Consider the following 25,359-nt stretch of genomic DNA (forward strand, 5'->3'; position numbering starts at 1 on the left):
CCGGCGCGGCCTCCAACGCCACCAGGTCCCGATCGAGCTGATCCAGGTTCTCGTGCGACTCCACGAGAAACTCCTGAACGATGTCACCCAAGTCGTCGCTCACTGCCACGCTCCCCTTCTCCGACGGCCCAATCGACCGTCCGAGGGGGAACCTGAGCAAAGCGACCGGCGTGCGGCGCCGGCGCGTTGCAGCTCGACGACCACGCCGGGATCAGCAGCGGGTTACGCTGGATCGGAGGCGGCCCCATGGGCGCCCCGATGTGGAGCGGCAGCACGGGCACAGTCCCCGCGCGTCGACGCCGCGCCTGCACCCCCAACGACAGTCCACAGTAGAGTGAAGCTGGACGACGGGGAGGGCGGCTCCGATGGAGTAGCATTCGCCGCTAGGTGCGCCGGGAAGTCTGGTCGGCAGGACAGGAAGAGTCTGCCCGCTGGAGGTTTTCCGATGGCCCGTGGCACCGCACGCCGCATCGACATGCTGCTGGAGTTCCTCCGTCTGGAGACGACCGGCGGCCGGCTGCTCATGGTGGCGACCGCGTTCGCCCTGCTGTGGGCCAACCTGCCGGGTGGCACCTATGAGCAGTTCTGGTCCCTGCGCCCACCGTCGCCGGCGGTGCTGGACGCGCTGCACCTGGACCTGCCGCTCGCCTCCTGGGTCACCGACGGGCTGCTGACGATCTTCTTCTTCGTCGCGGGCCTGGAGGTCAAGCGCGAGCTGACGGTCGGCGAGCTCGCCGGGTGGCGGGCCGCGGCGCTGCCGGTCGCGGCGGCGCTCGGCGGCATGGTGGTGCCCGCGGCCGTCTCGATCGTCGTGTCCGGCGGCGAGGCCGTGCACGGCGGCGCGTGGGCGATCCCGGTCGCCACGGACATCGCGTTCGCGCTCGGGGTCCTGGCCCTGGCGGGCTCGACGCTGCCGTCCGGGGTGCGCGTGCTGCTGCTGTCCCTCGCCGTGATCGACGACCTCGGCGCGATCGCGCTCGTCGGCGTGTTGTTCGCGCACGACGTCCGCGTGTGGTGGCTGGCCGCCGGTCTGGCGCTGTGTCTGCTGTACGGACTGCTGCAGCGCATGCGGTGGACGCCGGCGTGGCTGGTCGTGCCGATCGCCGTCGCCGCCTGGGTGTGCGTGCACGCCGGCGGGGTGCACGCCACCGTGACGGGCATCCTGCTCGGGCTGCTGACGCCGGTCCGTACACCTGACGGCGCCGGGGAGTCGCCCTGCGACCGGCTGCTGCATCGGCTGCACCCGGTGTCCGCCGGCGCGATCGTGCCGATCTTCGCGCTCGCGGCCGCCGGCATCCCCCTCGCCGCGGCCGCCGACGCCTTCGGTGACCCGCTCGCGCGGGGCGCCGCGGCCGGGCTGCTGCTCGGCAAACCGGCCGGCATCATGCTCGGCGCGTGGCTGGCGGTGCGGATCGGGCTCGGCACGCTGCCGCCACGGGTCCGCTGGGGTGACGTGCTGCCGGTGGCCATGCTCGGCGGGGTCGGCTACACGGTGAGCCTGCTGATCGCGCGCCTGTCGGTGCCCGGCCACGGCTCGGACGCGGCGGCGGCAGCGGTCTTGGCGGCGTCGGTCGTCGCGGCGGTCCTGGCGACGCTGGTGGTGCGGTGGCGGGGCAACACCCGCACGTGAGTCGATGCGCGGGCCGGAGAAATGGTGAGACCGGCATCCACGGGGGAAGACGCCGGTCTCGTTGAAAACGATAAGGCCCGCAGCGGGTTTGCGCCACCCGTGCGGGGCCTGATTCCGCCGTCCTGCGCGCGCTCGTCGCGCCGGAACCGGTTACGGGCCCGGGATCGACACGGGACGGTACTGTGTCGGTCCCGTGTCGATCCAGGCCCCGGACATTGGAGAGTGATGTCGACGTTGCTCGTGGTCGGGCTCGGCCTGCTCGGGCTGGCGCTGCTGACCATGGGCGCCGATCAGGTGGTGGTGGGCGCGAGCCGCCTGGCGACACTGCTGCGGGTCGCACCGGTGATCGTCGGCGTCGTCGTGATCGGCCTGGGCACCAGCGCCCCCGAGTTCGTGGTGTCCGGCACCGCCGCGGTCCGCGACAACGCGGGCCTGGCGCTGGGCAACCTCGTCGGCTCCAACATCCTCAACGTGACCCTGGTCCTGGGCGTCGTCGCGGTCGTGTCGCCGGTGGTGGTGCGCTCGTCGGTGCCGGTGCGGGAGGCGCCGCTGATGGCCGCCGCGGTCGCGGTGTTCGGCGCGTTCGCGCTCGTCGGGCTGAAGTTCGTGGCCGGGTTGCTCCTCGCGGTGCTCAGCGTCCTGACGCTTGCTCTGCTCGTGCGGCTTTCGCGGGTACAGGACGGGGATCCGCTGCCGGACGACGTGGCGGCGTTCGTCTCGGCCCGGACCCGCAGGTGGTGGGTGGAGGCGCTGCGGGCCCTCGTGGGGCTCGCCGCGACCCTCGGCGGGGCGCAGCTCGTGGTCGCCAACGCGGTCACGCTCGCGCACCGGTGGGGCGTCAGTGACCAGGTGATCGGCTTCACGCTGGTCGCGTTCGGCACGTCGCTGCCGGAGCTGATGACGTCGGTGCAGGCGCAGCGGCGCGGCGAGGGCGATCTCATGGTCGGCAACCTGCTGGGCAGCAACATCTTCAACAGCCTGATCGGTGGCGCGGTCGTCGGTCTGGCCGCCGGCAGCTCCACGATCGCGCCGTTCGGCTTCGCCGCGGTGACCGCGATGGTGGCCGCCGCGGTCCTGGCCTGGCTGCTGCTGTGGCGGGGCAGCAGGATCACCCGCCCGGAGGCTTGCGTCCTGCTGGCGGCGTATGCGTGTGTCCTGCCGTTGCTCATCTCCGCCAACCCGTGAGTGTCCGGTGTCCGTGGTGGCGGGGTTTCCGTCAGCGCTGACTGGGTACGCGACATGAATGGGCGACGCGATGGTCCGGACACACCGCTCCGGAGATGCACTTGTGGTGGAAGTGTTAGGCCCCTTGGAAGCCGCGACGGTCGGCGCGCTGCGGTCGGTGGTGCTCGACACGATCGACGTCCAGCGGCCGGCGGTGCTCACCGTCGACCTGCGGCGGGTCCCGTTCATGGACTCGATCGGCATCGGCACCCTGGTCTCGATCAACAACAAGACCCGTGACGTCGGGGGCCGGATGGAGGTCCGCAGCCCCTCACCGTTCGTGCACCGGCTGCTGCAGGTGACCGGGCTGACAGAGCTGTTCGGCCTGCCGGATCTTCCCGTCGACGCGCCGGTGTCGGGCGCCGGGATGATCCTTCCGTCGTCCTAGTACCGGTCCACCACAACGCTGGAGACGCCGGCGGCGTTGTCGATCTCGAACCGGTCCTTCGCGGCGACGTCGCCGCTCTGGAACACGGCACCGCCGCCGACCCCGTCGTGGCGGGTGCCGTCGAGGGTGACGCTGCCGGCGCCACCACCGGCGACGACCTTCACGGGCCGGCCCTGCGGCAGGTGGACGCGGAAGGTGCCGGCGCCGCCGTTCATCCGGACGGGGACGGTGCCCTTCGCTGCGGGCAGGCTCAGTTCGATGCTGGAGACCCCGCCGACGTATTCGACGCCGCCGATCTCGCGCAACCCGCGCAGGTCGGCGGTGTTGCTCGTGGCGCCGGCGGTGAAGCGGACGGTCCAGCGCACGTCGCGGTTGAGCTCGACGGAGACCGCGCCCCGGTCCGGGGTGCCGTTGCCCGTGTCGCTGAGCTGGACGCCGACCCGGTCGTCGAGGTCGGTGACGCTGGGGACCATCCGGCCGTCGCCGGGGGTGCTGACCCGGTAGAGGATGTCGCCGAGGTCCGCGGCGGTGACGGTGACCGCGGTGACGCCGCTGAGCAGGTCCAGCGTCGCCGCGTCACGACCGGACACGGCCGCGGTGACGGTGTGCGAGGCGCGGTCGACGGACGCGTGCCGGACCCGCCAGACGGCGATGGTGACCGCCGCGAGGATCAGGACCGCGAGGAGGATCATCCCGCCGATGAGCCACACGGTGCGTGGGGGCGGCCCGGCGGCGTGAGCGGGAGCGGTGGCGCGCGGACGAGCGGTGGTCACCATGTCGATGTGGTCTCCGCGGGCGCGCATATCGAAACGCGTCAGGCCCGCCGGCTCAAGACCGGGGCCGCCGCCACGGGGGAAGCGGCGGCCCCGGCGTCCTTGGGATGCAACGCAATGTACTCCCAACGTGAGCCACTGCACAGCCCCAAACCGTGCCGTCTTAACGGCTCGGCCCACCTGCGCCGACAGACCGTCCAATGTGGAACATCCGACCCGACGCGATCGCACAGATTCGCACACCACCGTGGTGGTGCCGCTGGTTTTTCAGCGCAGGGCGGCGGCGCGGCGGCCGACCTCCGCGGGGGTCAGCAGCTCGCCGTCGAGGACGACGGCCCAGAAGGCGGACAGCGGGATCCGCTCGAACAGCGGCGAGCCGAGCCCGTCGTAGACCCGCTCCGGCACCAGCTTCAGCGACGTGGTGACCACGATCGTCGGGATGCTCTGTGCGAGCGCCAGGGTGCCCTTGATGTTGAGCACGCTGGTGGGGCTGATCGCGTCGGCGCCGGCGATGCCGGTCACTGGCTGCAGGCCCTCGGTGCCGGGCGCGTCGACGGTGCCGACCGGCAGCTGGGCGGCGACGGCCTTGACCAGCGCGCTGCTGGGGGCGGTGCGGGCCCAGCCGCCGCGCTGGTGCAGCAGGCGCGTCGCGGTGGCGACGCTGGCCTCGACGTCCCGGTCGAGCTGTTCGCGGATCGCGCGCAGGGCCGGGCCCGGGTCGTCGCTGTTGGCGGCGCGGGCGATGTGCCACATCGAGGCGTACCCCGGCAGCAGACCCGGCAACGGCGCGGCGACCTCACGCAGCGTCGCCGGGTCGTGGACGAACTCGGCCAGGCCGTCGAGGACCTGCCGGGCCACTCCGGTCGCTCCGGATGTCCGGTCCTGCACCGCCGCGGTAAGTAGCGGCGACAACGTTGGCGCGCTCATGAAAACCGGTCTCCCCTGTCAAAACGGACAACGACCCCAGATGGACCTCATGTATGAGACAGCCGGGGTCGATCTCCGTCAAGGTACAAACGAGCAAGAACCGGTTGACGCTGCGGGTCTTTACCGAGCAGCAATCGGCGCGTAATCGCGCGCGCCGTAACCGATGTACACCTGCCGCGGGCGGCCGATCTTCGTCTCCGGGTCGTTGATCATCTCGCGCCACTGGGCGATCCAGCCCGGCAGCCGGCCGAGGGCGAAGAGGACGGTGAACATCGTGGTCGGGAAGCCCATGGCCTTGTAGATGAGGCCGGTGTAGAAGTCGACGTTCGGGTACAGCTTCCGGGAGACGAAGTACTCGTCGGACAGCGCGATCTCCTCGAGCTGCATCGCCAGGTCGAGCAGCGGGTCGGGCTTCGCCATCCGGCCGAGGACCTCCTGCGCGGCCTTCTTCACCAGCGCGGCGCGGGGGTCGTAGTTCTTGTACACGCGGTGCCCGAAGCCCATGAGGCGGGTGCTGGTGTCCTTCTTGTCCTTGACCCGGTTGACGAACTTGGCGACGTCGCCGCCGTCCTCGCGGATCACCTGGAGCATCTCCAGGACGGCCTGGTTGGCGCCGCCGTGCAGTGGGCCGAACAGCGCGTTGACACCCGCGGAGACCGAGGCGAACAGGTTGGCCTGGCTGGAGCCGACGAGGCGGACGGTGGAGGTCGAGCAGTTCTGCTCGTGGTCGGCGTGCAGCAGCAGGAGCATGTCGAGGACCTTGACCGCGACCGGGTCGATCTCGTACGGGGTCGCCGGGACGCCGAACGTCATGCGCAGGAAGTTCTCGACGTAGCCCAGCGAGTTGTCCGGGTACAGCATCGGCTGGCCGATCGCCTTCTTGTAGGCGTACGACGCGATGGTCGGGACCTTCGCCATCAGCCGGATCGTGGAGATCTCGACCTGCTCCTGGTCGAACGGGTTGAGGCTGTCCTGGTAGAACGTCGACAGCGCGCTCACCGCGGAGGACAGCACCGCCATCGGGTGCGCGTCGCGGGGGAAGCCGTCGAAGAAGCGGCGCATCTCCTCGTGCAGGAGCGTGTGGTGCTGAATGCGGCTGGTGAAGTCCGAAAGCTGTGCCGGCGTCGGCAGCTCGCCGTGGATCAGCAGGTAGGAGCTCTCCAGGAAGGTCGAGCGCTCGGCGAGCTGCTCGATCGGATACCCGCGGTAGCGCAGGATGCCGGCGTCGCCGTCGATATAGGTGATCGACGATACGCACGAGGCGGTGTTGACGAAGCCGGTGTCGAGGGTGACCTGACCGGTGTCCTTGAGCAGTTTGCCGATCTCGAGACCGGCGGGCCCCTCGGTCGCCTTGCGGGCCGGCAGATCGAGTTCGCCGTCCGGGTATGTGATCTTGTACTCACTCATGCGCGTCGTTCCCGTCTCGTCCCGCAGTCCGGCTTCTGGTTGCGGCCTTCATTGCCCGCGACCGGCGCTTATGGCGCCGACGCGCAGGATTTCAGATGCGCGAGCCCTTCCGCACGGCGGGGCGCTCACGTGCGATATTTCCTACTCGTTGCGACTCTTTCTGGAAGCTTTCCACTCTATCAGCCGAATTCCTACGCCCAGGGTGTTCAGCGGTCACCCCACCGCGACGGCCAATGGGAGCATGCGAACACTCCTGCTGTCCGGCGCCATGCTCGCCGGCACGACGGCCGCGCTCGCCCTTCCCGGCGCCGCGTCGGCCGAGGGCGCCGGTACGGTCACCCCCGGGACCGTGAAACCGGGCGGGCGCGTCACGTTCAGCACGGTCTGCGCCGACGGCGTGAAGTCCGCGGACGTCGCCGGGACCGCGCTCGGGCTGCCCGCTCGCATCCCGATGGAGGCGGGCAAGTCGCCCGGCACGTTCTCCGTGGCCGTCGACATCCCCGGGACGACCAGCGCCGGCACGTTCAACGTGAGCATCGACTGCGCGGACGGCAGTTCCTCGGTGGTCCAGCTCGTCGTCTCACCGACCGGCGGGGTGCCGACCGGCGGCGGGTCGACGGCGCGGGGACCCGACCGCACGCTGATGGCCGCCGGGGGTGGGCTGCTGCTGGTCGGTGCGGCGGGCGCGATGATGCTGCGCCGCCGGACGGCGTGAGTCCTGCCGGCCGGCACCGTCCCGGGCACCGTCCCCGGCACCTCCTGGTGCGGTCGAACGGGACCTGGCGGGCCGGCACGGCCGTCGGCGTGATCACCCTGGCCGTGACCGGTGTCTCGCTCATCGGCGCCGGCTACGGCACCTCTTCGGTGCCGCCCGTCGTCGAGGCCAGCGGCTCGGCGGGGTTCGCCGGGGCCGTCGCGCGTGCTCCGGCGTCGGCGCCGGTCGGGCTGCGCATCGACGCGATCTCCGTCGAGGCTCCGGTGGAGGACGTCGACGTCGACCGGGACGGCACGCTCGTCCCGCCGTCGCTGCGGGAGGCGTCGAAGGTCGGCTGGTACCAACGCGGACCGACACCGGGCGAAACCGGCAACGCGGTCATCGTCGGTCACGTCGACACCGCCGGCAGCGGGCCCGCCGTGTTCTACCGGCTCGGGCGTCTGAAGCCGGGCGATCCGGTGACCGTGACCAGGCGCGACGGCTCGGCGGTCACGTTCGCCGTGGACAGCGTGCGGCTCTACTCGAAGCACGAGTTCCCGGCCGATCTGGTGTACGGGCCCGCCGTCCGCCCCCAGCTGCGGCTGGTCACGTGCGGCGGGACGTTCGACCGGGCGACGAGCACCTACTCGGGCAACACCGTGATCACCGCGACGATGGTGTCGTGGCGATCGTGAGCCGGTCCAGGGTCACGGCGTGGATCCGGCCCGCCGGCACCGACCGCTCCAGCAGCATGTTGCGCATCACGCCGACGCCGAAGGGGGTGCCGCACAGGTAGACGTCGTGCGAGGTCCACTCGGCGAAGTCGACGACGACCTGCGGCAGGGATCCGCTGAGGTACGGGTGCGCCGGGCCCCTCGCCACGACCGCGTGCACGGTGGCGTGGGCGCACTGGCCCGCGTGCTCGCGCAGCGACTCCAGGTCGTACAGGTCGTCGCGGGTGGACACGCCCCAGAACAGGTGCACGACCCGCTCGTCCCCGCGCGCCGCGAGCTCGTCCAGCAGCCCCTTCACCGGTGCGACGTGCACGTCCTCGGCGACGATGAGGATCGCCCGGCCGTGCGGCTCGATGACGAACTCGCCCTCGGCCCGGTGCAGGCGCAGCGCGTCGCCGACCCTGGTGCCGTGCACCAGCGCGCCGCCGGTCTCGTCGCCCGCGCCGGCCTGGACGTGCAGCTCGAGGCGGTTGTCGCCGGTGGGCGGGGCGGAGATCCAGCAGGTCCGCCACGCGCCGGGCACCATCGGGTGCTCGATCACGGCGCGTTGGCCGGCGCGGGCCGGGTACGGCAGGTCGGTGGCCAGGCGGAGCACGGCCACGTCGTCGCGGCGCTGGTCGTGGGCGACGACGGTGGCGGTCCAGAAGGGCGTCCCGTCGGGCTGGAGCGACTTGCCCTGACGCAGCCAGCCGACGACGAACCGCCAGCCGTCGCGCCACGCGCCCGCCGTTTCGTCCCGCCGCTCCGGCTTTTCCCCTTTTCCGGACGTTTCGATCACGGCCTCGACCAGTGCCTCGCCGAAGAGGTCCAGCTGCCGGCTGCGTGGCCCGATCAGCGCGTCGAGCGCCGGTGCCAGCTGAGCGAACTGCGGCACGACGGCGCTCGGCTGGTCGAAGTGCTCCAGCAGCCACACGAACCCACGCTCGGCCGCCGCCGGGTCGGCCGCGATCGCGCTGTGCAGGACGGTGCGCTGCTCCTGCGGCGCCTCGGCGAGCCGCGCCACGACCGCCCGCACGTCGCGCACGCTGTCGCGCAGCCGCTGCTGCAACTGCGCGAGATAGCCCAGATCGCCGGGTTTCGGCCCTTCATCCGGTCCGTCCTGTGCAAGACTGTCCTTTGGCTGATCTTGGTGCCGCCTGGGCCGCGGTGACGCCGCCCGTTCCTGGCCGTTCTGCTCCAGCTGGGCTTGTCTCCATGCCCAGAGCACCGTCAACGGTTCGCCACCATGCCCGACTGGTCCCACGTGCGCCACGCCCTCCAGTCTCCCGGGTTCAGCGCGGCAATGTTGCCAATTCCGACATACCCCCGCGTTTTGCCCGACTGCAAAATGTCGTACCGCTTTCGTAGAGTGCGGTGCATGTCGTTGGATTTGCTCGAGCTGCTCCCCGCCGGCTGGCGGGACCTGATGAAACCGCACCTGGATCTCGAGATCGTGCAGAAGCTCGAGACGTTCGTGGAGGCGGAGTATGCGGCCGGCCCGGTCTATCCCCCGCTTCCGGACCTGTTCACCGCGTTCCGGCTCTGCTCGCCCGAGGCGGCCCGGGTGCTGATCCTCGGCCAGGACCCCTATTTCAAGGAGGGCCAGGCCCACGGGCTCAGCTTCTCCGTGCGCCCCGGCGTGTCGATCCCGCCGTCGCTGCGCAACGTCTACAAGGAGCTCCGCGACGACCTCGGCGTCACCCCGCCGGCCAACGGCGACCTCACCGGCTGGGCCAGCGACGGCGTCCTGCTGCTCAACGCGGTGCTCACCGTCCGCGCCGGCAAGGCCGCCTCCCATGCCAACAAGGGCTGGGAGCACTTCACCGACGCCGCGATCGCCGCGCTCAACGCGATGCCCCGCCGGGTCGTGTTCGTCCTCTGGGGCGCCTATGCCCGCAAGAAGGCCGTCCTGGTCACCGACCCGCAGCACACGATCGTCGAGGCGGGCCACCCCAGCCCCATGAACCCGGCCGGCTTCCTGGGCTCGAAGCCCTTCAGCCAGACCGACGCCGCCCTCGTCGAGGCCGGCCTGCCCCCGGTCCGCTGGGTCTGAGCACGCCATGAAGGCCCTCGAGGGACCGTTGTGGCGGGCGCTGCTCGTCTTCCGCATCGCCGCGCTCGGCTACGCGGCGGTGCTGATGATCGGCAACTTCCAGCACTACCACTGGCCCCTCGGCGGCTGGCTCGTCCTGTCCGTCATGGCCGCCTGGACGGTGGTGAGCAGCCTGGCCTATGCGCGCCCCGAGCGCCGCGGATGGCCGCTGCTCACCGCCGACCTCGTCGTCACCGCCGGCTGCCTGCTAGCCACCCGCTGGATCGTGCAGCCCGACGGCCTCGGCGTCGGCGCACCCACCCTGCCGATGGCGTGGGTGGCGAGCCCGGTCGTCGCCTGGGCCATTTCCGGCGGCCGCCGTCGCGGCGCGATCGCCGCCCTGCTGATGAGCGCCGCCGACGTGGTCGTCCGCGACGGCTTCTCCCAGGCCACCGTCAACGGCCCTGTGCTCATGCTCCTGGCGGGCGTCGGCATCGGCCACATCGCCCGCCTCGCCATCGACGCCGAGGCCCGCCTCCAGCGCGCGACCGAGTTGGAGGCCGCCACCCGCGAGCGCGAGCGCCTGGCCCGCGGCATCCACGACTCCGTCCTGCAGGTCCTCGCCCTCCTCCAGCGCCGCGGCGCCGAGCTGGGCGGGGAGGCCGCAGAACTGGGCCGCCTCGCCGGCGAGCAGGAGGCCACCCTGCGCACCCTGGTCACGTCCAGCGGCCCGCCCTCGGCCACGACCCGCCCCCGCCGCACCACCCAGCCGGCCGCGGGCCGCGGCCCGTTCCGCCTGCCGGCCAGCCTCTCCCGCACCCCAGCCGGCTCCTCCGCCCGCATCGCCAAGCTCTCCGGCGCGCCCGGGCTGCTGACCCGTCGCGACGCCGCCGACGCCGAGCCCGAACTCGTCGACCTGCGCCCGCTGCTCGACCGGCACAGCACCGCCGGCGTCAGTGTCGCCGCCCCCGCCACCGAGGTGCTCCTGCCGGCGCCGGTCGCCGCCGAGGTCGCCGCGGCCGTCGCCGCCGCCGTCGACAACGTCCACCTCCACGCCGGCCCGGATGCCAAGACCTGGCTGCTGATCGAGGAGCTCGACGACACCGTCGCCATCACCATCCGCGACAACGGCGCCGGCATCCCCGCCGGCCGCCTCACCGAGGCGGAGCAGGCGGGCCGGCTCGGCGTCGCCCAGTCGATCCGCGGCCGCATCCGCGACCTCGGCGGCACCACCACCGTCACCAGCAGCCCCACCACCGGCACCGAGATCGAGCTCCAGGTCCCCCGCTGACCCGGCTGCGACGTTTCGCCCCCTCCCCGTCTTCCCCCGCTGCATTTCCGCCGGCCCTCCACGCCGCGGTCGAGGTCTCGGACGCATTCGGCGCCCCCCGCGAGGGTCTGGTCGCCTGGCTGTCCTGACTTCCTGGTCGCGCCCCCTGCCGTGCTGCTGTCTGCCTTGGCCTCTGGCCGTCCGGGGTGCTGTTCGCGGTCGTCCCGGCGCCCGGCGCCGCGGTCGACTTCGGCGGCGGGTGGCTGCTCGCGGCCCGGCGTTGACGGGCTCCTCGACGGAGCCGGTTCCCGGCCGGCGGAGCGGCCCTCGCAGTGGCCTTGCTCGCCGGCCTGCCACTGTTCGACGCATCTCCGGGGCACGGCGGCACGCCGCTCGGCACGGTCGCCGTAGGCCTCGGGCGGTCGGCTCATCGCCCTGGGCGTTCGCGCGCGGCCTCGGCAGCCATGCGAACCGGGTGGCGTGCCCGAGGTGACCTCCCGTCCGCGCGTGGCTCCTGCCGTCGAGGTTTGGTGATGCCACCACCACCGCTGGTTTCCCAAACCCTCGGGCGTTGCGCGAAGCGCGACAACCCGGTGGATCGGTGGTTCGCTGACCCCAGCGATCCACCGGGTAGTCGAGGTTCTTGTCGGGGTACAGCAGCGGTCCGGGGATCACGGGTGGGGCGATGGTCTCCGGCGGGCCCGGCGGCGGCACGCGAATGTCGCGGGCGGCCGGTGAGGAAGCGGGCCTATAGGGTGCTGGTGTGGACGCAGCGGGACGACTTCGGGTCATGGTGGTCGATGACCATCCGATGTGGCGCGAAGGTGTCGCCCGGGATCTGGCCGAGGCGGACTACGAGGTGGTCGCAGCGGTCGGCGAAGGAGCGCAGGCGGTCCGGATCGCGGGGTCGGTGCGGCCTGACGTCGTCGTGCTCGACCTGCAGCTGCCCGACCGGTCCGGGGTCGAGGTCATCCAGGGGCTGCTCGCGTCGTGCCCCGAGGTGAGGATCCTGATGCTGTCCGCGAGCGGCGAGCAGCAGGACGTGCTCGACGCGGTCAAGGCAGGCGCCACCGGATACCTGGTGAAGTCCGCGGCCAGGGAGGAGTTCCTCGCGGCGGTGCGCCGGACCGCTGAGGGTGACCCGGTGTTCACTCCTGGGCTGGCGGGGCTGGTGCTCGGGGAGTTCCGGCGCCTGGCGACGGTGACCCGGGCCGAGGACCCGGACGCGCCCCGGCTGACCGAGCGGGAGACCGAGGTGCTGCGCCTGGTCGCGAAGGGCGTCACGTACAAGGAGATCGCCGAGCGGCTCGTGCTGTCGCATCGCACGGTGCAGAACCACGTGCAGAACACCCTCGGCAAGCTGCAGCTGCACAGCCGCGTCGACCTGGTGCGGTATGCGATCGAGCGGGGCCTGGACGAGTAGTCCGGGCGCGGTCACACGCCGTAGATGTCCAGCAGGTAGTGGCCGAGGACGGTCTCGGTGCGCAGGTCGAGGACGAGGACCAGGAAGACGTTCGGGGTCTCGCAGTTGACGAGGACGTGCTGCAGCCCGCCACCGGGCATCTGCCACGCGTAGTTGACGCCGCCCTCACTGAAATCATGGCCGCCGAGGTGTTCCTCGGGGATCGCGTCGAAGTAGGGCCAGAAGTCGAAGGGCGGCTCGTCGTCCGGGCCGATCTGCACCGGCTCGGGCTCCATCGTCGCCTTGTACTCAGCCTCCGTGAGCAACCGCATCCAGCCAGCATGCCGCGTCGCTCACCGGACAGGAAGATCCTGTTACTCAGTCGAGGATGAGTAGGGCAACCGATACCTGCAACCACCTTGCGACGTCATCATGATCGGCATGATGACGTATCCGTGCCCGTTCTGCGGCGGCCAGGCCGACCTGGAGGCCGGTTGCTCCGGCTGCGGTCGCGCCCCGTTCCCGGACGCCGCCGAGGTCGTGCGGCTGGGCACGCGCGCCGACGAGCTGCTCGTCGAGGTCGAGGCGGCCCGCGCGCAGTTCGACGAGGCCCGCTCCAGGTACGACGCGGCGGTCCAGCGGCTGAACGCGGTGCGCGCACAGCGCAACATGCTTGCGGCGCGGGTGAGCCAGGCGGTGGAGGCCGCGAAGCGCGCGCTCGGATCCGCGGCTCCTGTGCCGGTACGCCCAGCGCACGCTCCCCACCCGGCGGCCGCGCCCGTGCCTGGCCCGAACGGGCCGGTATTCCACGGACCGCCGGCTGTGCCCGCGGCGGCTCCGGCTTCCGCTCCCACCGCGGCCTGGACTCCGGCTTCCGCCGGGGCCTGGGCTCCGGCATCCGCCGGGGGCTCGGGCTCGGGTTCGGGTTCGGGTGAGGCCAGTCCCCGCACGGTGCAGAATCTGCTGTTCATCCTCGGTGGTCTGCTGCTCGGCAGCGCGGCGATCGTGTTCGCGGCGGTCGCCTGGGCCAGCTTCGGGGTGATGGGACGGGCCGCGATCCTGGCGACGGTCACACTGATCACCCTGGCCGTGCCGCCGTTCGCGCTGTCGCGTGGCCTGCGGTCGACCGCCGAGACGTTCGCGGCGCTGGGGCTGCTGCTCGTGCTGCTCGACGGTTACGCCGCCTGGTACGTCAACCTCGCCGGACTCGCCGACACCACCCGGCCGAGCACCTACACGGGGCTGGTCTGCGCGGTGACCGCCGTCATCGCCGGTGGGTACTCGCTTGCAACAGGCTTGCGCGGTCCCCGCTTCGCCGCCATCCTCACGGCCCAGCCGGTGCTGCCCCTCCTCGCCGCCGAGCGGTCGTTCGAGGCGACGGGATGGACGGCCACGTTCGTCGCGGTGGCGGCCCTGGACGTGCTGCTCGCCCGCACGGTGGAGAAGGCCGCCTGGGTCGGCGCCGGGATCGCCGTCGCGGTCGCCGGGCCGCTCGGGCTCCTCGCGCTGTCCACCGTGGACGGCGTCGCCGGCGCGCTCGGCGCGGGTGCCGTGATGCTGGCGCTGGCGGCGGTCATCATGGCGGCGGGCCTCGCCCACCGGGTCACGGCACACATCGCCGCGGCGGTCGCGACCTGCATCGTCGCGCTCGTCGCGGTGCGGATCCTCGCGGAGGCCATTCAGGGGTGGCAGGTCCTCACGTTCGCCTTCGTGCCGGTGCTCATCGCGCTCGCCGCCACGGTGCTGCCGGACCGCGTCCGCACGGGCGCCCGCGTCGGCGCGTTCATCGTCGCCGGCGTGGCGGCCGTGCCCTTCGCCGTGGCCTCCCTGCTCGCCGCCGGCAACGCCGTCGACAAGGCCCTGCCCGTGTGGCACGGCCCGGCGTCCAGCTTGGAGCGGTTGTTCTCCTGGCAGGTCCCCGCCGCTCTGGTCGCCGTCGCCGCTGCGTTCCTCGTCCTGACCCGGTCCCGCCTGGTGGTTTGGCCGCTGCTCGTGTTGGTCGCGCTCGCCGCGCCGGGCTCCTTCGACGCTCCCCTGCCGGTCGTATCGGTCCTGGACTTCGCGGCCCTCGCCGGTCTGGCCGTCGCCGCCCTGCTCTGGTCCGCCCGTGCCGGCACTCCTCCTGAGGTGCCACTCGCCGCCACACCACCTGCAACGAACTTCCCGAGCGGCGCCCCCACGGACGACACCGCCCCAGCCGCCGCGGGCCACCCAGCCGCCGCCGGACAGCCGAGTGCCGCGGGCCACCCGGGTTCCGCGGGACTGCCGGGTGCTATGGGACGGCAGCCAGGTGTCATGGGTTCGGCGCGGGCCGGTGTCACGGGTCCGGCGCGGACGGGTGTCCCCGCCGGATGGTGGGCGGCGCTGGGCCTGCCGGTCGTGGCGGCGCACGCGGTGCTCGTCGGGCTGGACACTCCGCTGTCGACGCTGCTCACCATGGCCGGGCTGATCGCGGTCTGTGCCGTCTTCGCGGTGCGGGGCACGAGGACCTGGTTCACGGCCCCCGCCGTCACGTTCGGGCTCACGGGGCTGCCGTTGCTGTTCGCCGCGGCGGTCCGGCTCGTCACGGCCGGCGGCACGCTGTCGGTCCCCGCGCCGATGTTCGGTGCCGTGGCCGGGCTGGCGCTCGCAACGGCGCTCGTCACCCTGGCCCGCCGCACATCCTCCGTTGCACCGCCCTCCGTCGCGCAGCCCTCCGTCGCAGGGGCGTCCGGCGTCGTGGCACCTGATTCAACGAGGCAGAGCATCACCGGCCCCGGCGCCATGGGGTCGAGCGTCACGGCATCCGGCGCGGGCGGGGCCGCAAGGGGCCGGGCCGGAACGGGCGGGGTGTCCGGGGCGGCGGGGGTGTTCGGCGTCGTGCTCGGAGGGCTGGGTGTGACGCTGGCGGCGGTCGGGTTGTCCGCGGCGGGTGGTGGGCGGCTGCCGTTCGGGGTGTTCGCGGCCGTTGCCGTGCTGTCGGCGTGGTTCGCGACGGTGGGCGTGGCCCGTCGGACGCCGGCCGAGGGCGGTCCTACCGCAGGTGGATCGCTGCCCGCATGGTTCGTGCCGGCGACGTTGCCCGCCGTCATCCCTGCGATGGTCACGCTGATCGCGGTCGCGCCGGGGGTGGTGGAGGCGTTGCTGCGGCCGTACCGGTGGCTCGGCGCCGTCTGGCAGGGCACGCCCGACGGGGTGGGGCTCGACCCGACCGGGCGGTGGTGGGCCGGTGAGGCGCAGGCGTTCGGGGCGGGACCGGCAGCGGTGGCGCTCGGGCTCGTCGCGGTGCTGGCGGTGCTCGTCGCGCGGCGCACCCGGACCGCGGTGTGGACGCTCGCCGGGGCGCCCGCGACCCTCGCCGTCGTCCTGGGCTGTGTCGCCGCGGAGGCGCCGTGGCCGGTGGTGCCGGCCGTGACGCTCGCCGGTGGGCTCGCGACCGCACTCGCGGCGGCACTGGTCAGGCCGGGGGCCCGGGCGACGCGGGTCAACGTGGGGGCGTTCACGTGCTGGTTCACCGCGGGGGCCGGGTTCGCCGGCTGCCTCGCGACGAAGCCCGTGAGCCTCGCCGCGCTCGCCGCCGTGCTCGTGACCGCCGCCGTCATCGGTGTCGCGGGCCGGTCCGCTGCGGCCAGGACGCTCGGATGGCTGGTCGGTGCGGTCAGCGCGGGCTGGCTGGCGTTCGCCGCGGCCCGTGCGGCGGAACTGCCACTGCGCTGGGCGGGCTACTGGGTGCTGCTCGCCGCCGCCGTCGTCCTCGCCACGTCGGTCGTCATCCGCCGGCTGCGGACGGCTGCAAGCGCCGTGCGGTCAGGCCCCGTGCCGATCAGCGCCGCGCGGACCTGGGCACCGCCGACCGGCGCCGCGCAGACCGGGGCGCCGCAGACCGGGGCGCCGCAAGCCGGTGCGGGCCAGACCGGTGCGGGCCAGACCGGTGCGGGGCTTGCGAGTGCCGCGCAAGCGAGTGCGGGGCAGGCGGACTCCGCTCCGGGGAGCAGCGCGCGGGGCAGCTTCGGGCAGCCGGGTGTGACGTGGGCGAATGTCACGCAGGCAAGCGGCTTGCAGGCAAGCGGCGCCGGGGGTGGTGAGGGGCTGGTGCTGGAGGTGGTCGCGCACGCCATGGCGGTGGTGGCGTTCCTGCTGACCGGTGGGGACCTCGCGGCGATGGCGGGGATCAGCAGCCTCTGGGGGCTCGCCCTCGGGTTGCGGGCGCTGGCCGGGGGGCCGAGGGTCGCGTTCGCCGGGGTGGCGGGTGCGGCGCAGCTGGTCGCGTACTGGCTGGTGCTCGCGTCGAACGAGGTTGCGCTGCTGGAGGCGTACACGTTGCCGGCGGGGGCGATCGCGGCGGGGATCGGGTGGTACGCGAGCCGCAGGCGGCCGGTGGGGGCGAAGGCGCTCGGGAGCTGGGTGGCGTACGGGCCGGCGCTGTTGGCCGCGTTCGGGCCGAGCCTGGCGTCGGTGCTGGTGACCGAGGGCGAGCCGGTGCGGCGACTGCTGCTCGGGGCCGGCGCCCTCGCCGTCGTCGTCGTGGGGGCGGTGCGCCGGCTGCAGGCTCCGACCGTCGTCGGCGCGGTGGTGCTGACGGTCGTCGCGTTGCACGAGATCGCCGTGTACTGGGACCTGCTGCCGAGGTGGGCGCCCCTGGCGGTGGCGGGCCTCGTCCTGGTCGCCCTCGCCACGACGTATGAGCGGCGCATCCGCGATGTGCGCCGCATCCGCTCGGCCGTGACGAGAATGCGGTGACCGCAAAGCCACAAAAGCCACAAAGCCCAAAGGTCCAAAGCCAAAAGACCAAAGGACCAAAGGACCAAAAGGCCACGAGGCCGGTGACGGACGGCAGAGCGGAAACCGCTAGACGGACACGATCATCTGGGTGCGGCGGGCCTGGTCGGCGGCGGTCAGGATGCCGGTGATGGTGGCCGCGTAGCGCACGTCGCACGGGTGGGGGGTGCCGGCGGCCGCGGCGATCAGGGCCGTCACCGCGTGGCCGAAGGCCTCGACGGGGGTGTCGGTGCCCCAGGCGGGCAGGGTCAGGGCGCCGTGCTCGCCGAAGTACGAGAAGCCGAACGACGTCGCGTCGGGGGCGGCGTCGAGGGTGAGCGACAGCGTGCTCGCGGCGCCGCTGTCGTGCCTGAGGAGGAGGTGCACGGTGTCGTGGGGGCCGTCGGCGGCGCTGAGGTCGACGACGGGGCCGAGCAGCGGCAGGACCACCGAGAGGGCGTGCGGGCCGAGGTCCCAGAGCCCGCCGTGCTCCTTGCGCCAGGTCGAGCCCGCATAGGGGTTTCCGGGCTGGAAGATCGAGGCGTACATGGTCGCGTGCGCGGCGTACCACCCGCCGAGGGCGGCGTTGGTGCGCAGGAAGGCGTCGACGGCCGGGACGAACCGGTTGGTGAAGAAGACGACCGACGCGACGCCGGTGGCGTCCGCCGCCTCGACGACCGTGGCGGCGGACTCGACGGTCAGCGCGAGGGGCTTGTCGAGCAGGAGGTGCTTGCCCGCGCGGGCGGCCCGGGCGGCGAGCCCGGCCTGGATCTCCGGTGGGAGCGCGATCGCGACCGCGTCGACGGTGTCGAGGAGGGCGTCGACGTCGTCGTACGCCGTGGCGCCGAACGACTCGGCGAGGGCGGCGGCCTTCGACGGGGTGCGTCCCCAGACGCCGGCGAGCGTGGCCCCAGGGTGCGCGGCCAGCGCCACCGCCTGTGTCTTCGCAGCCCAGTGTCCCGTACCCAAAAGCCCGAATCGCATCCGGCCATTCTCCACGAACGCGGCCCCGCCCGACGCAAGAGGGTTACGGAGCGGGGCGGTGCTGGTCGATCCACGCGTCGATGCGGGCCCACCACTCGTACAGCCAGTCGACCCGCTGCTCGTGGCCCTCCGGCACTTCGAGCGCGTCCACGGACCACCAGCGCATGGTGATCGTGAGGTCGAGCGGCAGGTGGCGCCACACGTCGCCGGCGGTGAGGAGCTTGTCGAGGCCGGTGTGCGCGACCCAGATGACCCCGGCCTCCGGCGCGGCGTCGAGCGCGGCGAGGGTGCCGCCGGGGCGGGGGGCGAGGACGTGCCGGAAGCGGGCGGCGCGTTCGGCCATCGCGTGCAGGCCGAGGTCGCGCAGCCGCTGGATGGCGCGTTCGCGGCGGGTCGGGGTGAAGTTGCCGCCCTCCGGGAAGAGGACGAGGACGTCGTTGTCGTCGAGGCCGGTGGCGAGCCGGGCGACGTGCGACGGGTCGCCGCCGGCGGTGAGGAAATGGTTCGGCAGCCGGTTGAGCATGACGTCGATGACGGGGTCCCACTGCAGGGTGTGCTTGAGGACGATGCGCGGCTCGCGGTCGAACCAGTTGACCAGCGCGTGGATGAGCAGGAACGAGTCGCCGGGCCCGGCGTGCCGGCAGAAGACGAGCTCGGGCCGGCCCGGCGCGGCCACGTCGGGGTCGGTGCCGACCATCGCGACCTTCACGCCGAGCGCCCAGCGGGCCTGGCCGTACAACACCCGCACGAACCTGCCGGTGAGCACGTAGTGGATCCGTTGCATCCGCGGGCCGCGCAGCTTCCAGCCGAACCCGCTGCCGACCCAGAGCCCGAAGAGCACCACCAGCGCGACCGCTTCCAGCAGCAGGTAGACGGCGAGCATCCAGGTGACCCGCAGCGCGCGCAGCCGTCCGGTCCCGAACGGTGCGGACAGTGCCGCGACCAGCAGCCAGACCGGCATGGTGAGCAGCACCGCGACGATGAGCACGAGGAAGACGGGGGTGAGCACGACCCGGCGCAGCCAGCGCGGCGGCATCAGCAGGCGTCTTGCAGGTAGCGGCTCGACGCGTCATACGCGCGGTCGATGCGGGCACGGGCGAGGGTCATGTTGCGGTAGGACAGCGGCGAGTCGTCGCGGGTGCTGCCACCGCCGGTCGGCAGGACGTGGACCCGCACGGAAGGCGGCGCCTCGGACAGCTCCCGGGCGAAGCGGTGCCGGCGGGCGACCTCGAACGCGACCTGGGCGACCTCCCACGGCCGGCGCGGCGGGCGCAACGGCCGTTCGATGCGGCCGACCTGCATGACGAAGACGGTCCTGGCGCCCAGGGTGACGGCGCGGCCGACGGGGACGGAGTTGACGATCCCCCCGTCGATGTAGTGCTCGTCCCCGAGGCGGACGGGCGGCAGGATGCCGGGCACGGCCGAGCTGGCGAGGACCGCCTCCACGAGCGGGCCCTTGTCGAACCAGTGCTCGGCGGCGCGTTCGATGCTGGCGGCGCAGCACTGGAACGGCACCGGCAGGTCGTCGAAGGTGGTGTCGGCGCCGAGCTCGCGGGTCAGCAGCCGGCGCAGCGGCGCCGGGGAGTGCAGGTGGGTGCGGCGGGCGAAGCGGCCGAGCTGCCGGGGCAGGGAGTCGCCGTAGACGGTGCGGGCCTCCGGCGACACCCACAGCTCGGTCAGCCGGTCGGCGACCCGCTCGTCCGGGGAGGCGGCGACGGCCGCGCCGTTGAACGCGCCGATCGACGTGCCGACGACGAGGTCGGGGCGGATCCCCGCGTGCAGCAGGGCGCGGGCCATGCCGACCTCGACGGCGCCGAGGACGCCGCCGCCGCCGAAGACGAAGCCGACAGGGCCCGGGAAACGTTCATGCACGGTTCTGAACGTAACGCGACGGCGTCACCGTCGCAGCGTTCGCGGGACGGCTGCCGGTCGGGCGCGGGCCACCGCCGCCACCGGGGTCGTCGAACCCGCCGGGCGGGGGGCCCGGCGGCGGGCCGTTGGGGTCCCCGCCGGGCGGCGGGCCGTCGAAGCCTTCCGGCGGCGTGGTGGACGTCGGGCGCTTGCCGGTGTCCGGCGCGGGGACCAGGTCCGTGATCGGCGGGAGGCTGGTGCCACGCCGCAGCTCGGCCCAGCGGACGTCGCAGGCGACGTCGTTGACGGAGAAGCTGGTCGGCATCGGCATCACGCCGTTGGCGCCGTTCAGCCCGACGGTGACCGCCTTGCCGGGCGGGATCGCGTAGGCGCCGGTCATCCGCACGCCGCCGCCGGCCCGCTCCCAGTTGGCCAGGCCGCCGTTGACCTGCACGACGTCCTGCCCGCCGGGCAGCAGGAAGCGCAGCGTCCACGGGTTGACGGGCCGGTTGCCGGTGTTGGCCACGACGATCCTGGCGGCGAATCCCCGGTCCACGCCGTCGACCGGCTCGGGGCGGCTGTAGTAGTCGATGCCGCAGGCGTACCGGGGTACCCACGGCTTCCAGATGGCGAGCCCGCCGGCGCCGACGGCGAGGGTCACGGCGACGACCGACCCGGCGAGGGCGCGGCGGCTGCGGCGCTTGGCTGCGCGGCGGCTGCGCGGGATCGTCACCTCCCGCCCGAACATCGGCTCGACCGGCTCCCGGTGCCGGGGCAGCGGGGTCGCCGGGGCGTGCACCTCCTGGGTGGAGGAGCCGTCCTCCCCGGGGAGGACGACGTGGATGCCGGTGGCGGCGGCGAGTGTCCGGGCGACGTACGCCGCCGGCGGCCGCGTGTCGGGGTCCTTGGCGAGGCACTGCCCGACGAGCTGGGCGATGCCCTCGGGCAGGCCGGGGATGTCCGGCAGCGGGTGCGGCGGTTCGTAGACGTGGTTGGCGATCATCTGCGTCGGCGTGTCCGCGTGCCACGGCAGGCGGTCGGTGAGGCAGCGGTAGACGAGCAGGCCGACGGTGTAGACGTCCGTCGCGGGGATGACGCCGCCGCCGAGGAGCCGCTCCGGCGCGAGATAGGCGGGTGTACCGAAGACGGTGCCGTCCTCGTCGTCGGGGTCGAACGAGCCGGTGAGCCCGGCGACGCCGAAGTCGAGGATCTTCGCGCCGGCGGAGGTGAGCATGATGTTGCTGGGCTTGATGTCGCGGTGCACGACGTGCCGCTCGTGCGCGGCGGCGAGGCCGGCGGCGACCTGGGCGCAGATCTGGGTGGCGCGCCGCCACGACATCGGCCCGCTACGCAGCCGGTTGGACAGCAGCTCGCCCTCGAGGAGCTCCATGACGACGTACGGGCGGCGGCCGTGCCGGCCCGCGTGCGGGTCACCGGCCTCGCCGTAGTCGTGCACGGCGGTGATGTTGGGGTGCTGGAGGCGGGCGACGACCTGCGCCTCGGCCCGGATCCGCTCCCGGTTGCCGGGTTTGTTGGCCAGCTCCTCGGCGAGGAGCTTGATGGCCACGTCCCGGTCGAGCACCAGGTCCTGGGCCCGCCACACGACCGCCATGCCGCCGGTGCCGACGGGTGCGATGAGCCGGTACCTGTTGCCGAGGACCTCGTCAGCCGTCCCGCTCACCCATCGCCGTCCTGATCGATTCCGGTCGCTGTACCCCAGGAACCCTAATCGCCTTCCGGCCGGGGCGCGAGACCCCAAATGCGAACAGCCCCGGCAAACTTCCTGCCGGGACCGTTCAAAGATGCGACTCAGATGGTCAGAAGGTTGCCGTCCGGCACGACGATCTGCGGCCGTCCGTGCTCGAGGACCGCGGCGGCCTGCCTCGCGGCGAAGCCGGGCGCCTCGGTGATGGCCGTGCGGTACACGTCGGCGGTGCTGGCCGCGATGGTGGACCAGCCGTACTTCTGGCCGACCATCGTGCGGGCCCGCTTCGCCACCCGGCGGGCGAACGGCTCGTCGTCCAGCAGGGTGCCGACGGACGCGGCGAGCGCGTCGGGGCTCTTCGCCGGGAAGGTGACGCCGGTCTCGCCGGGCTCGACGATCTCGGCGAGGCCGCCGGTCGCGGCGACGGCGAGGGGCGCACCCGCGGAGGCGCCCTCGAGGGCCACCATGCCGAACGGCTCGTAGATGCTCGGCACGACGAGGGCGTCGGTGGCCGCCATGAGCGCTGGCAGCTCGCCCTCACCCATGAAGCCGGCGAAGCTGACGGCCCGTTGCAGCCGCAGCCGCCGCACGTCCTCCTGCAGTTCGGCGCGGTGCGGGCCGTCACCGGCGATGACGACCCGGAGGCCGTTGTGCCTGGCGCGCAGCTCCGGCAGGGCGGCGATCAGGTCCTGCACGCCCTTCTCGTAGACCAGGCGGCCGGCGTAACCGAGGAGCGGGCCTTCGCCGGCGAAGCGGGCGCGGGCGGCGTTGACCGCGCGGGACGGGGCCTTCCAGACGCTGGAGTCCACGCCGTTGGCGACGACGGAGACGCGGGCGGGCGCCAGGTCGAGCAGGCGGGTGACCTCCCAGCGCATGTACTCGGAGCAGACCACCACACGGCAGGCCTCGTGCCCGAGCCACCATTCCACGGAGTGGATGCACTTGTTCATCTCGTCGGGCAGCCAGCCCTGGTGCCGGCCCGCCTCGGTGGCGTGGATCGTCGCGACCAGCGGCAGGTCGAGGCATTCCTTGAGGGTCACGGCGGTGTGCGTGACGAGCCAGTCGTGGGCGTGGATGAGGTCGTACTCGCCGGTGGCCGCGGCGCGCAGGGCGGCGCGGGTCAGCGTGTGGTTGAACGCCATCGTCCACGCCAGCAGGGTGGAGGTCGCGAGGGGGAACAGCGGCGGGTCCTCCGCCGCGCGGACGACGCGGACGCCTTCGGAATACTCCTCCAGCGGGGCGCCGGGCGCGTGCCGGGTGACGACGGTGACCTCGTGGCCCGCCGTCACCAGCGAGGTGGCGAGGGCGTGCACATGCCTGCCCAGCCCGCCCACGACGACGGGTGGATACTCCCACGAGAGCATCAGGATTCTCATCGGTCTCGCCGCATTGCCGATGGTCTGGTCCACGTGGCCGCCCCCACAGTTGAGTCGTCGATCAAAAACGCCCGCCCGGTACCCACGCGCGCCAACGCTGACACACGCAAATCGGACTCACGTGTGACGCGGTGGGTGGGCTTGAGACTCATCCTGCCGGGCGAGGATTACCGGGGAGGCAAATCTCATTTCTAGGGTGTAACGGTCAACCGAAATTTCGCCGGACCCGCAGTGTCTCCGCGACGGACCAGGCCTGGAACGGGCATCCGGTGGCCCGGTGCGGCGCCTGTCCGTCAGCGGTCTCGCTGACCGAACCCACCCCCCACTCCCACAGATGCGCCTCGATACCGGCCAGCAACGCCCGGTGATCCTCCCGCGGACCGTGCCGTGCCGCGTCGACGTACGGGCCGATCAGCCAGGGCCATACCGTCCCCTGGTGGTAGGCCCGGTCGCGGTCGCCGGGCGACCCGCGGTGCGCGCCGCTGAAGGCCGGGTCGCCGGGTGCGAGCGAGCGCGGCCCGAGCGGCGTGAGCAGGCAGGACAGCGCCTCCGGCAGGGGGGTGCCGCGCAGCGGGCCGGACGGGAGGCTCCACGCGAGGAGCTGGTTGGGGCGGGTCGCCGGGTCGTCGCCGTGGGGTCCGTCGACCACGTCGTAGAGGGGTGCCGCATCGTGCACGGCGCTTGCGGCGCGCGGCATCCGGTAGCGCGACCCGAAGCTGACGGCGGCCCGCTCGCGGAGCCGGTGCAGCCCGGCGGCGTCGCCGCCCAGCCGCTCCTTGAGCGCCGCGACGGCGGCGAGGCCGTTGATCCACAGCGCGTTCACCTCGACCGGCTTACCGAGCCGGGGTGTGACGGGGATCCCGTCGACGCGCGCGTCCATCCAGGTGAGCGCGACGCCGGGGGCGCCCTGTGTGACGAGACCGTCGGCCGGGTCCACCCCGATCCCGTACCGGGTGCCGGCGACGTGCGCGGCGACGACCGCCTCCAGGCCGGGCAGGACCTCCCGGGCGAGGTCCTCGTCGTCGGTGGCGGTGACGTGCCGCTCGACCGCGTGCAGGAACCACAGCGTGCCGTCGACGGTGTTGTACTCCGTCTGACCGGTGTCGGCGGTGTTGGCGAGCATCCCCTCGGACAGCGTGGCGGCGTAGGCGCGCAGCAGCTCGCGGCCCTCGTCGCACCACCCGGTGGCCAGGAACAGGCCCTCGTAGCTGGTCATCGTGTCGCGGGCCCAGGTGCCGAACCACGGGTAGCCGGCCACCACGTCGGGGGCGCCCTGCGCGCCGGCGACGACGAACGCGTCCGCCGCCAGTACCAGAGCGGCATCCACCGCGTCGGAGGCGTCGTGCGTCAGCGCGCGGTTGCGCTCCTGCGCACGGACGACGATCCGCTCGGCGCCGCGCGCCTGACCCTCACCGGCCCACGCCTCGACCTCCATGGCCTCACCGGCGCGGAGTTCGGCGCTGAACTCCCCCGCATACCAGAGGTCCTCGGTCGCGTTCAGCCCGCGGGCCGCTTCCTCGCGGGCGTGGGCACCCCGGTACCACTGGCCGCCGGGCCGCCAGGAAGGGCCTTGCAGCCGGAACGCCCGGTCGACGACGGCGCCGTCGCCGGTGGACGTCACGACCGGCGGCGGGCCCGAGGCGCCGCGCTCGCCGTGGGCGTCGCGCCAGGTGACGAGGGCCTTGAGCGTGAGCGTCACCGGGCCGGGCGCGCTGATCAGCCGGTGCACGACGCCGACGTGCGGACGGCCATGGATCATCGCGAGACTGCGCTCCAGGACGACCGCGCCGAGCCGCCAGCGCCAGCGGGGCAGCCCGTCGGCGAGCTCGAAACGCTCCAGGAGGGTGTGGCCCTCGGGGCTGATCACGCCGCCGTCCCACTCGTGGGTGGCGAGCGACACAGTGACGCCCGACTCCAGCGTCAGGACGGGGTCGAGGGCTGCCAGGCCCATGTGCCGGCGGGCCGGTTGCCCGGGCTCGGCGACGACGAGGAGACCGTGGTACCTGCGGGTTCGCAGACCGGAGACGGTGCCCATCGCGTAGCCTCCGGTTCCGTCCGGAACCAGCCACTCACGCTCCGCACCAGCCGACAAATCACCGCATACCTGCGCACCGAACACCACCATGGGCACAATCTTGGTGGCAAGGAGTGGCAGGACGCGAGCGACTCGCGACAAGATTATTGATCAAGGCAAGATTGGACCACTGACAAAAGCGACATCAGCCGACTACAGGACCGCGCTCAAC

20 protein-coding genes are annotated in these 25,359 nt (G+C 73.0%); 9 read left to right on the forward strand and 11 right to left on the reverse strand.

The window, feature by feature from the left end; translation table 11 throughout:
- Positions 1-445 precede the first annotated feature (445 nt).
- The 3 genes from nhaA to ABZS58_RS35840 all read left to right on the forward strand — a co-directional run bounded on the left by nhaA (position 446) and on the right by ABZS58_RS35840 (position 3,242).
- The gene (nhaA, locus tag ABZS58_RS35830) at positions 446-1,630 is read left to right on the forward strand and encodes a Na+/H+ antiporter NhaA (protein WP_354787708.1); all 1,185 of its coding nucleotides are present in this window, start codon (positions 446-448) and stop codon (positions 1,628-1,630) included.
- A 225-nt stretch (positions 1,631-1,855) separates the two neighbouring features.
- Positions 1,856-2,815: a sodium:calcium antiporter gene (locus ABZS58_RS35835; RefSeq protein ID WP_354787709.1), complete on the forward strand. Its 960-nt coding sequence runs from the start codon at positions 1,856-1,858 to the stop codon at positions 2,813-2,815.
- A gap of 70 nt (positions 2,816-2,885) precedes the next feature.
- Positions 2,886-3,242, forward strand: a complete 357-nt coding sequence (locus tag ABZS58_RS35840; protein WP_354787788.1) for an STAS domain-containing protein — start codon at positions 2,886-2,888, stop codon at positions 3,240-3,242.
- Here the strand turns inward: ABZS58_RS35840 and ABZS58_RS35845 are convergent.
- From ABZS58_RS35845 to ABZS58_RS35855, 3 genes are all read right to left on the reverse strand, one after another.
- Positions 3,239-4,018: a hypothetical protein gene (locus ABZS58_RS35845; protein WP_354787710.1), complete on the reverse strand. Its 780-nt coding sequence runs from the start codon at positions 4,016-4,018 to the stop codon at positions 3,239-3,241. The two genes, ABZS58_RS35840 and ABZS58_RS35845, sit on opposite strands and share 4 nt — an antisense overlap.
- A 264-nt stretch (positions 4,019-4,282) precedes the next feature.
- The gene (locus ABZS58_RS35850) at positions 4,283-4,942 is read right to left on the reverse strand and encodes a hypothetical protein (RefSeq protein WP_354787711.1); all 660 of its coding nucleotides are present in this window, start codon (positions 4,940-4,942) and stop codon (positions 4,283-4,285) included.
- A gap of 120 nt (positions 4,943-5,062) precedes the next feature.
- Positions 5,063-6,349 (reverse strand): citrate synthase, encoded by a 1,287-nt coding sequence (locus ABZS58_RS35855; RefSeq protein WP_354787712.1) that lies wholly within the window; start codon positions 6,347-6,349, stop codon positions 5,063-5,065.
- A gap of 241 nt (positions 6,350-6,590) precedes the next feature.
- On the opposite strand from ABZS58_RS35855, the gene ABZS58_RS35860 reads away from it, so the two are divergent.
- Positions 6,591-7,064: a hypothetical protein gene (locus ABZS58_RS35860; RefSeq protein WP_354787713.1), complete on the forward strand. Its 474-nt coding sequence runs from the start codon at positions 6,591-6,593 to the stop codon at positions 7,062-7,064.
- Between the two features lie 47 nt (positions 7,065-7,111).
- Positions 7,112-7,738, forward strand: coding sequence for a class F sortase (locus ABZS58_RS35865; RefSeq protein ID WP_354787714.1), 627 nt, complete (start codon positions 7,112-7,114; stop codon positions 7,736-7,738).
- Here ABZS58_RS35865 and ABZS58_RS35870 read toward each other — a convergent pair.
- Positions 7,707-8,825, reverse strand: a complete 1,119-nt coding sequence (locus ABZS58_RS35870) for a hypothetical protein (protein ID WP_354787715.1) — start codon at positions 8,823-8,825, stop codon at positions 7,707-7,709. The genes ABZS58_RS35865 and ABZS58_RS35870 overlap by 32 nt on opposite strands.
- Before the next feature lie 309 nt (positions 8,826-9,134).
- Here ABZS58_RS35870 and ung point away from each other — a divergent pair, with 309 nt between their 5' ends.
- The 3 genes from ung (at position 9,135) to ABZS58_RS35885 (ending at position 12,481) form a co-directional block, all read left to right on the forward strand.
- Positions 9,135-9,809: a uracil-DNA glycosylase gene (gene ung, locus ABZS58_RS35875; protein ID WP_354787716.1), complete on the forward strand. Its 675-nt coding sequence runs from the start codon at positions 9,135-9,137 to the stop codon at positions 9,807-9,809.
- 7 nt (positions 9,810-9,816) lie between these two features.
- On the forward strand, positions 9,817-11,079 hold the full coding sequence (locus ABZS58_RS35880; protein WP_354787717.1) for a DUF5931 domain-containing protein: 1,263 nt from the start codon (positions 9,817-9,819) through the stop codon (positions 11,077-11,079).
- A gap of 769 nt (positions 11,080-11,848) precedes the next feature.
- The gene (locus ABZS58_RS35885; protein WP_354787718.1) at positions 11,849-12,481 is read left to right on the forward strand and encodes a response regulator transcription factor; all 633 of its coding nucleotides are present in this window, start codon (positions 11,849-11,851) and stop codon (positions 12,479-12,481) included.
- Positions 12,482-12,492: 11 nt separating this feature from the next.
- Here ABZS58_RS35885 and ABZS58_RS35890 read toward each other — a convergent pair whose 3' ends face one another.
- The gene (locus tag ABZS58_RS35890) at positions 12,493-12,792 is read right to left on the reverse strand and encodes a hypothetical protein (RefSeq protein WP_354787719.1); all 300 of its coding nucleotides are present in this window, start codon (positions 12,790-12,792) and stop codon (positions 12,493-12,495) included.
- Positions 12,793-12,901: 109 nt separating this feature from the next.
- Between ABZS58_RS35890 and ABZS58_RS35895 the strand changes: the two genes are divergently transcribed.
- Positions 12,902-17,179 carry a hypothetical protein gene (locus ABZS58_RS35895; RefSeq protein ID WP_354787720.1) on the forward strand — a complete coding sequence of 1,426 codons (4,278 nt, stop codon included), beginning with the start codon at positions 12,902-12,904 and terminating at the stop codon, positions 17,177-17,179.
- A gap of 108 nt (positions 17,180-17,287) precedes the next feature.
- On the opposite strand, the gene ABZS58_RS35900 is transcribed toward ABZS58_RS35895, so the two are convergent.
- The 6 genes from ABZS58_RS35900 to ABZS58_RS35925 all read right to left on the reverse strand — a co-directional run bounded on the left by ABZS58_RS35900 (position 17,288) and on the right by ABZS58_RS35925 (position 25,244).
- Positions 17,288-18,181 carry a Gfo/Idh/MocA family oxidoreductase gene (locus ABZS58_RS35900; protein WP_354787721.1) on the reverse strand — a complete coding sequence of 298 codons (894 nt, stop codon included), beginning with the start codon at positions 18,179-18,181 and terminating at the stop codon, positions 17,288-17,290.
- A gap of 43 nt (positions 18,182-18,224) precedes the next feature.
- Positions 18,225-19,223, reverse strand: a complete 999-nt coding sequence (locus ABZS58_RS35905; protein WP_354787790.1) for a 1-acyl-sn-glycerol-3-phosphate acyltransferase — start codon at positions 19,221-19,223, stop codon at positions 18,225-18,227.
- Positions 19,217-20,053: a patatin-like phospholipase family protein gene (locus ABZS58_RS35910; protein WP_354787722.1), complete on the reverse strand. Its 837-nt coding sequence runs from the start codon at positions 20,051-20,053 to the stop codon at positions 19,217-19,219. The genes ABZS58_RS35905 and ABZS58_RS35910 overlap by 7 nt, the downstream gene beginning before the upstream one ends.
- A complete protein-coding gene (locus ABZS58_RS35915) occupies positions 20,046-21,713 on the reverse strand; it encodes a serine/threonine-protein kinase (protein ID WP_354787723.1) in 1,668 nt (555 codons plus the stop codon). Before ABZS58_RS35915 ends, ABZS58_RS35910 begins: the two co-directional genes overlap by 8 nt.
- A gap of 128 nt (positions 21,714-21,841) precedes the next feature.
- Positions 21,842-23,113: a glycosyltransferase family 4 protein gene (locus ABZS58_RS35920; protein ID WP_354787724.1), complete on the reverse strand. Its 1,272-nt coding sequence runs from the start codon at positions 23,111-23,113 to the stop codon at positions 21,842-21,844.
- 205 nt (positions 23,114-23,318) lie between these two features.
- A complete protein-coding gene (locus tag ABZS58_RS35925; RefSeq protein WP_354787725.1) occupies positions 23,319-25,244 on the reverse strand; it encodes an amylo-alpha-1,6-glucosidase in 1,926 nt (641 codons plus the stop codon).
- Positions 25,245-25,359: the final 115 nt, after the last annotated feature.

It is taken from the genome of Dactylosporangium sp. NPDC005555 (assembly GCF_040605635.1).
Lineage (GTDB): Bacteria > Actinomycetota > Actinomycetes > Mycobacteriales > Micromonosporaceae > Dactylosporangium.

What these genes read in the sequence shown, in the direction of transcription:
- nhaA (WP_354787708.1), top strand. Translation starts at nt 446, where the DNA reads ATGGCCCGTGGCACCGCACGCCGCATCGACATGCTGCTGGAGTTCCTC.
- ABZS58_RS35835 (WP_354787709.1), top strand. Translation starts at nt 1,856, where the DNA reads ATGTCGACGTTGCTCGTGGTCGGGCTCGGCCTGCTCGGGCTGGCGCTG.
- ABZS58_RS35840 (WP_354787788.1), top strand. Translation starts at nt 2,886, where the DNA reads ATGGTCCGGACACACCGCTCCGGAGATGCACTTGTGGTGGAAGTGTTA.
- ABZS58_RS35845 (WP_354787710.1), bottom strand. Translation starts at nt 4,018, where the DNA reads ATGGTGACCACCGCTCGTCCGCGCGCCACCGCTCCCGCTCACGCCGCC.
- ABZS58_RS35850 (WP_354787711.1), bottom strand. Translation starts at nt 4,942, where the DNA reads ATGAGCGCGCCAACGTTGTCGCCGCTACTTACCGCGGCGGTGCAGGAC.
- ABZS58_RS35855 (WP_354787712.1), bottom strand. Translation starts at nt 6,349, where the DNA reads ATGAGTGAGTACAAGATCACATACCCGGACGGCGAACTCGATCTGCCG.
- ABZS58_RS35860 (WP_354787713.1), top strand. Translation starts at nt 6,591, where the DNA reads ATGCGAACACTCCTGCTGTCCGGCGCCATGCTCGCCGGCACGACGGCC.
- ung (WP_354787716.1), top strand. Translation starts at nt 9,135, where the DNA reads ATGTCGTTGGATTTGCTCGAGCTGCTCCCCGCCGGCTGGCGGGACCTG.
- ABZS58_RS35880 (WP_354787717.1), top strand. Translation starts at nt 9,817, where the DNA reads ATGAAGGCCCTCGAGGGACCGTTGTGGCGGGCGCTGCTCGTCTTCCGC.
- ABZS58_RS35885 (WP_354787718.1), top strand. Translation starts at nt 11,849, where the DNA reads ATGGTGGTCGATGACCATCCGATGTGGCGCGAAGGTGTCGCCCGGGAT.
- ABZS58_RS35890 (WP_354787719.1), bottom strand. Translation starts at nt 12,792, where the DNA reads ATGCGGTTGCTCACGGAGGCTGAGTACAAGGCGACGATGGAGCCCGAG.
- ABZS58_RS35895 (WP_354787720.1), top strand. Translation starts at nt 12,902, where the DNA reads ATGATGACGTATCCGTGCCCGTTCTGCGGCGGCCAGGCCGACCTGGAG.
- ABZS58_RS35900 (WP_354787721.1), bottom strand. Translation starts at nt 18,181, where the DNA reads ATGCGATTCGGGCTTTTGGGTACGGGACACTGGGCTGCGAAGACACAG.
- ABZS58_RS35920 (WP_354787724.1), bottom strand. Translation starts at nt 23,113, where the DNA reads ATGAGAATCCTGATGCTCTCGTGGGAGTATCCACCCGTCGTCGTGGGC.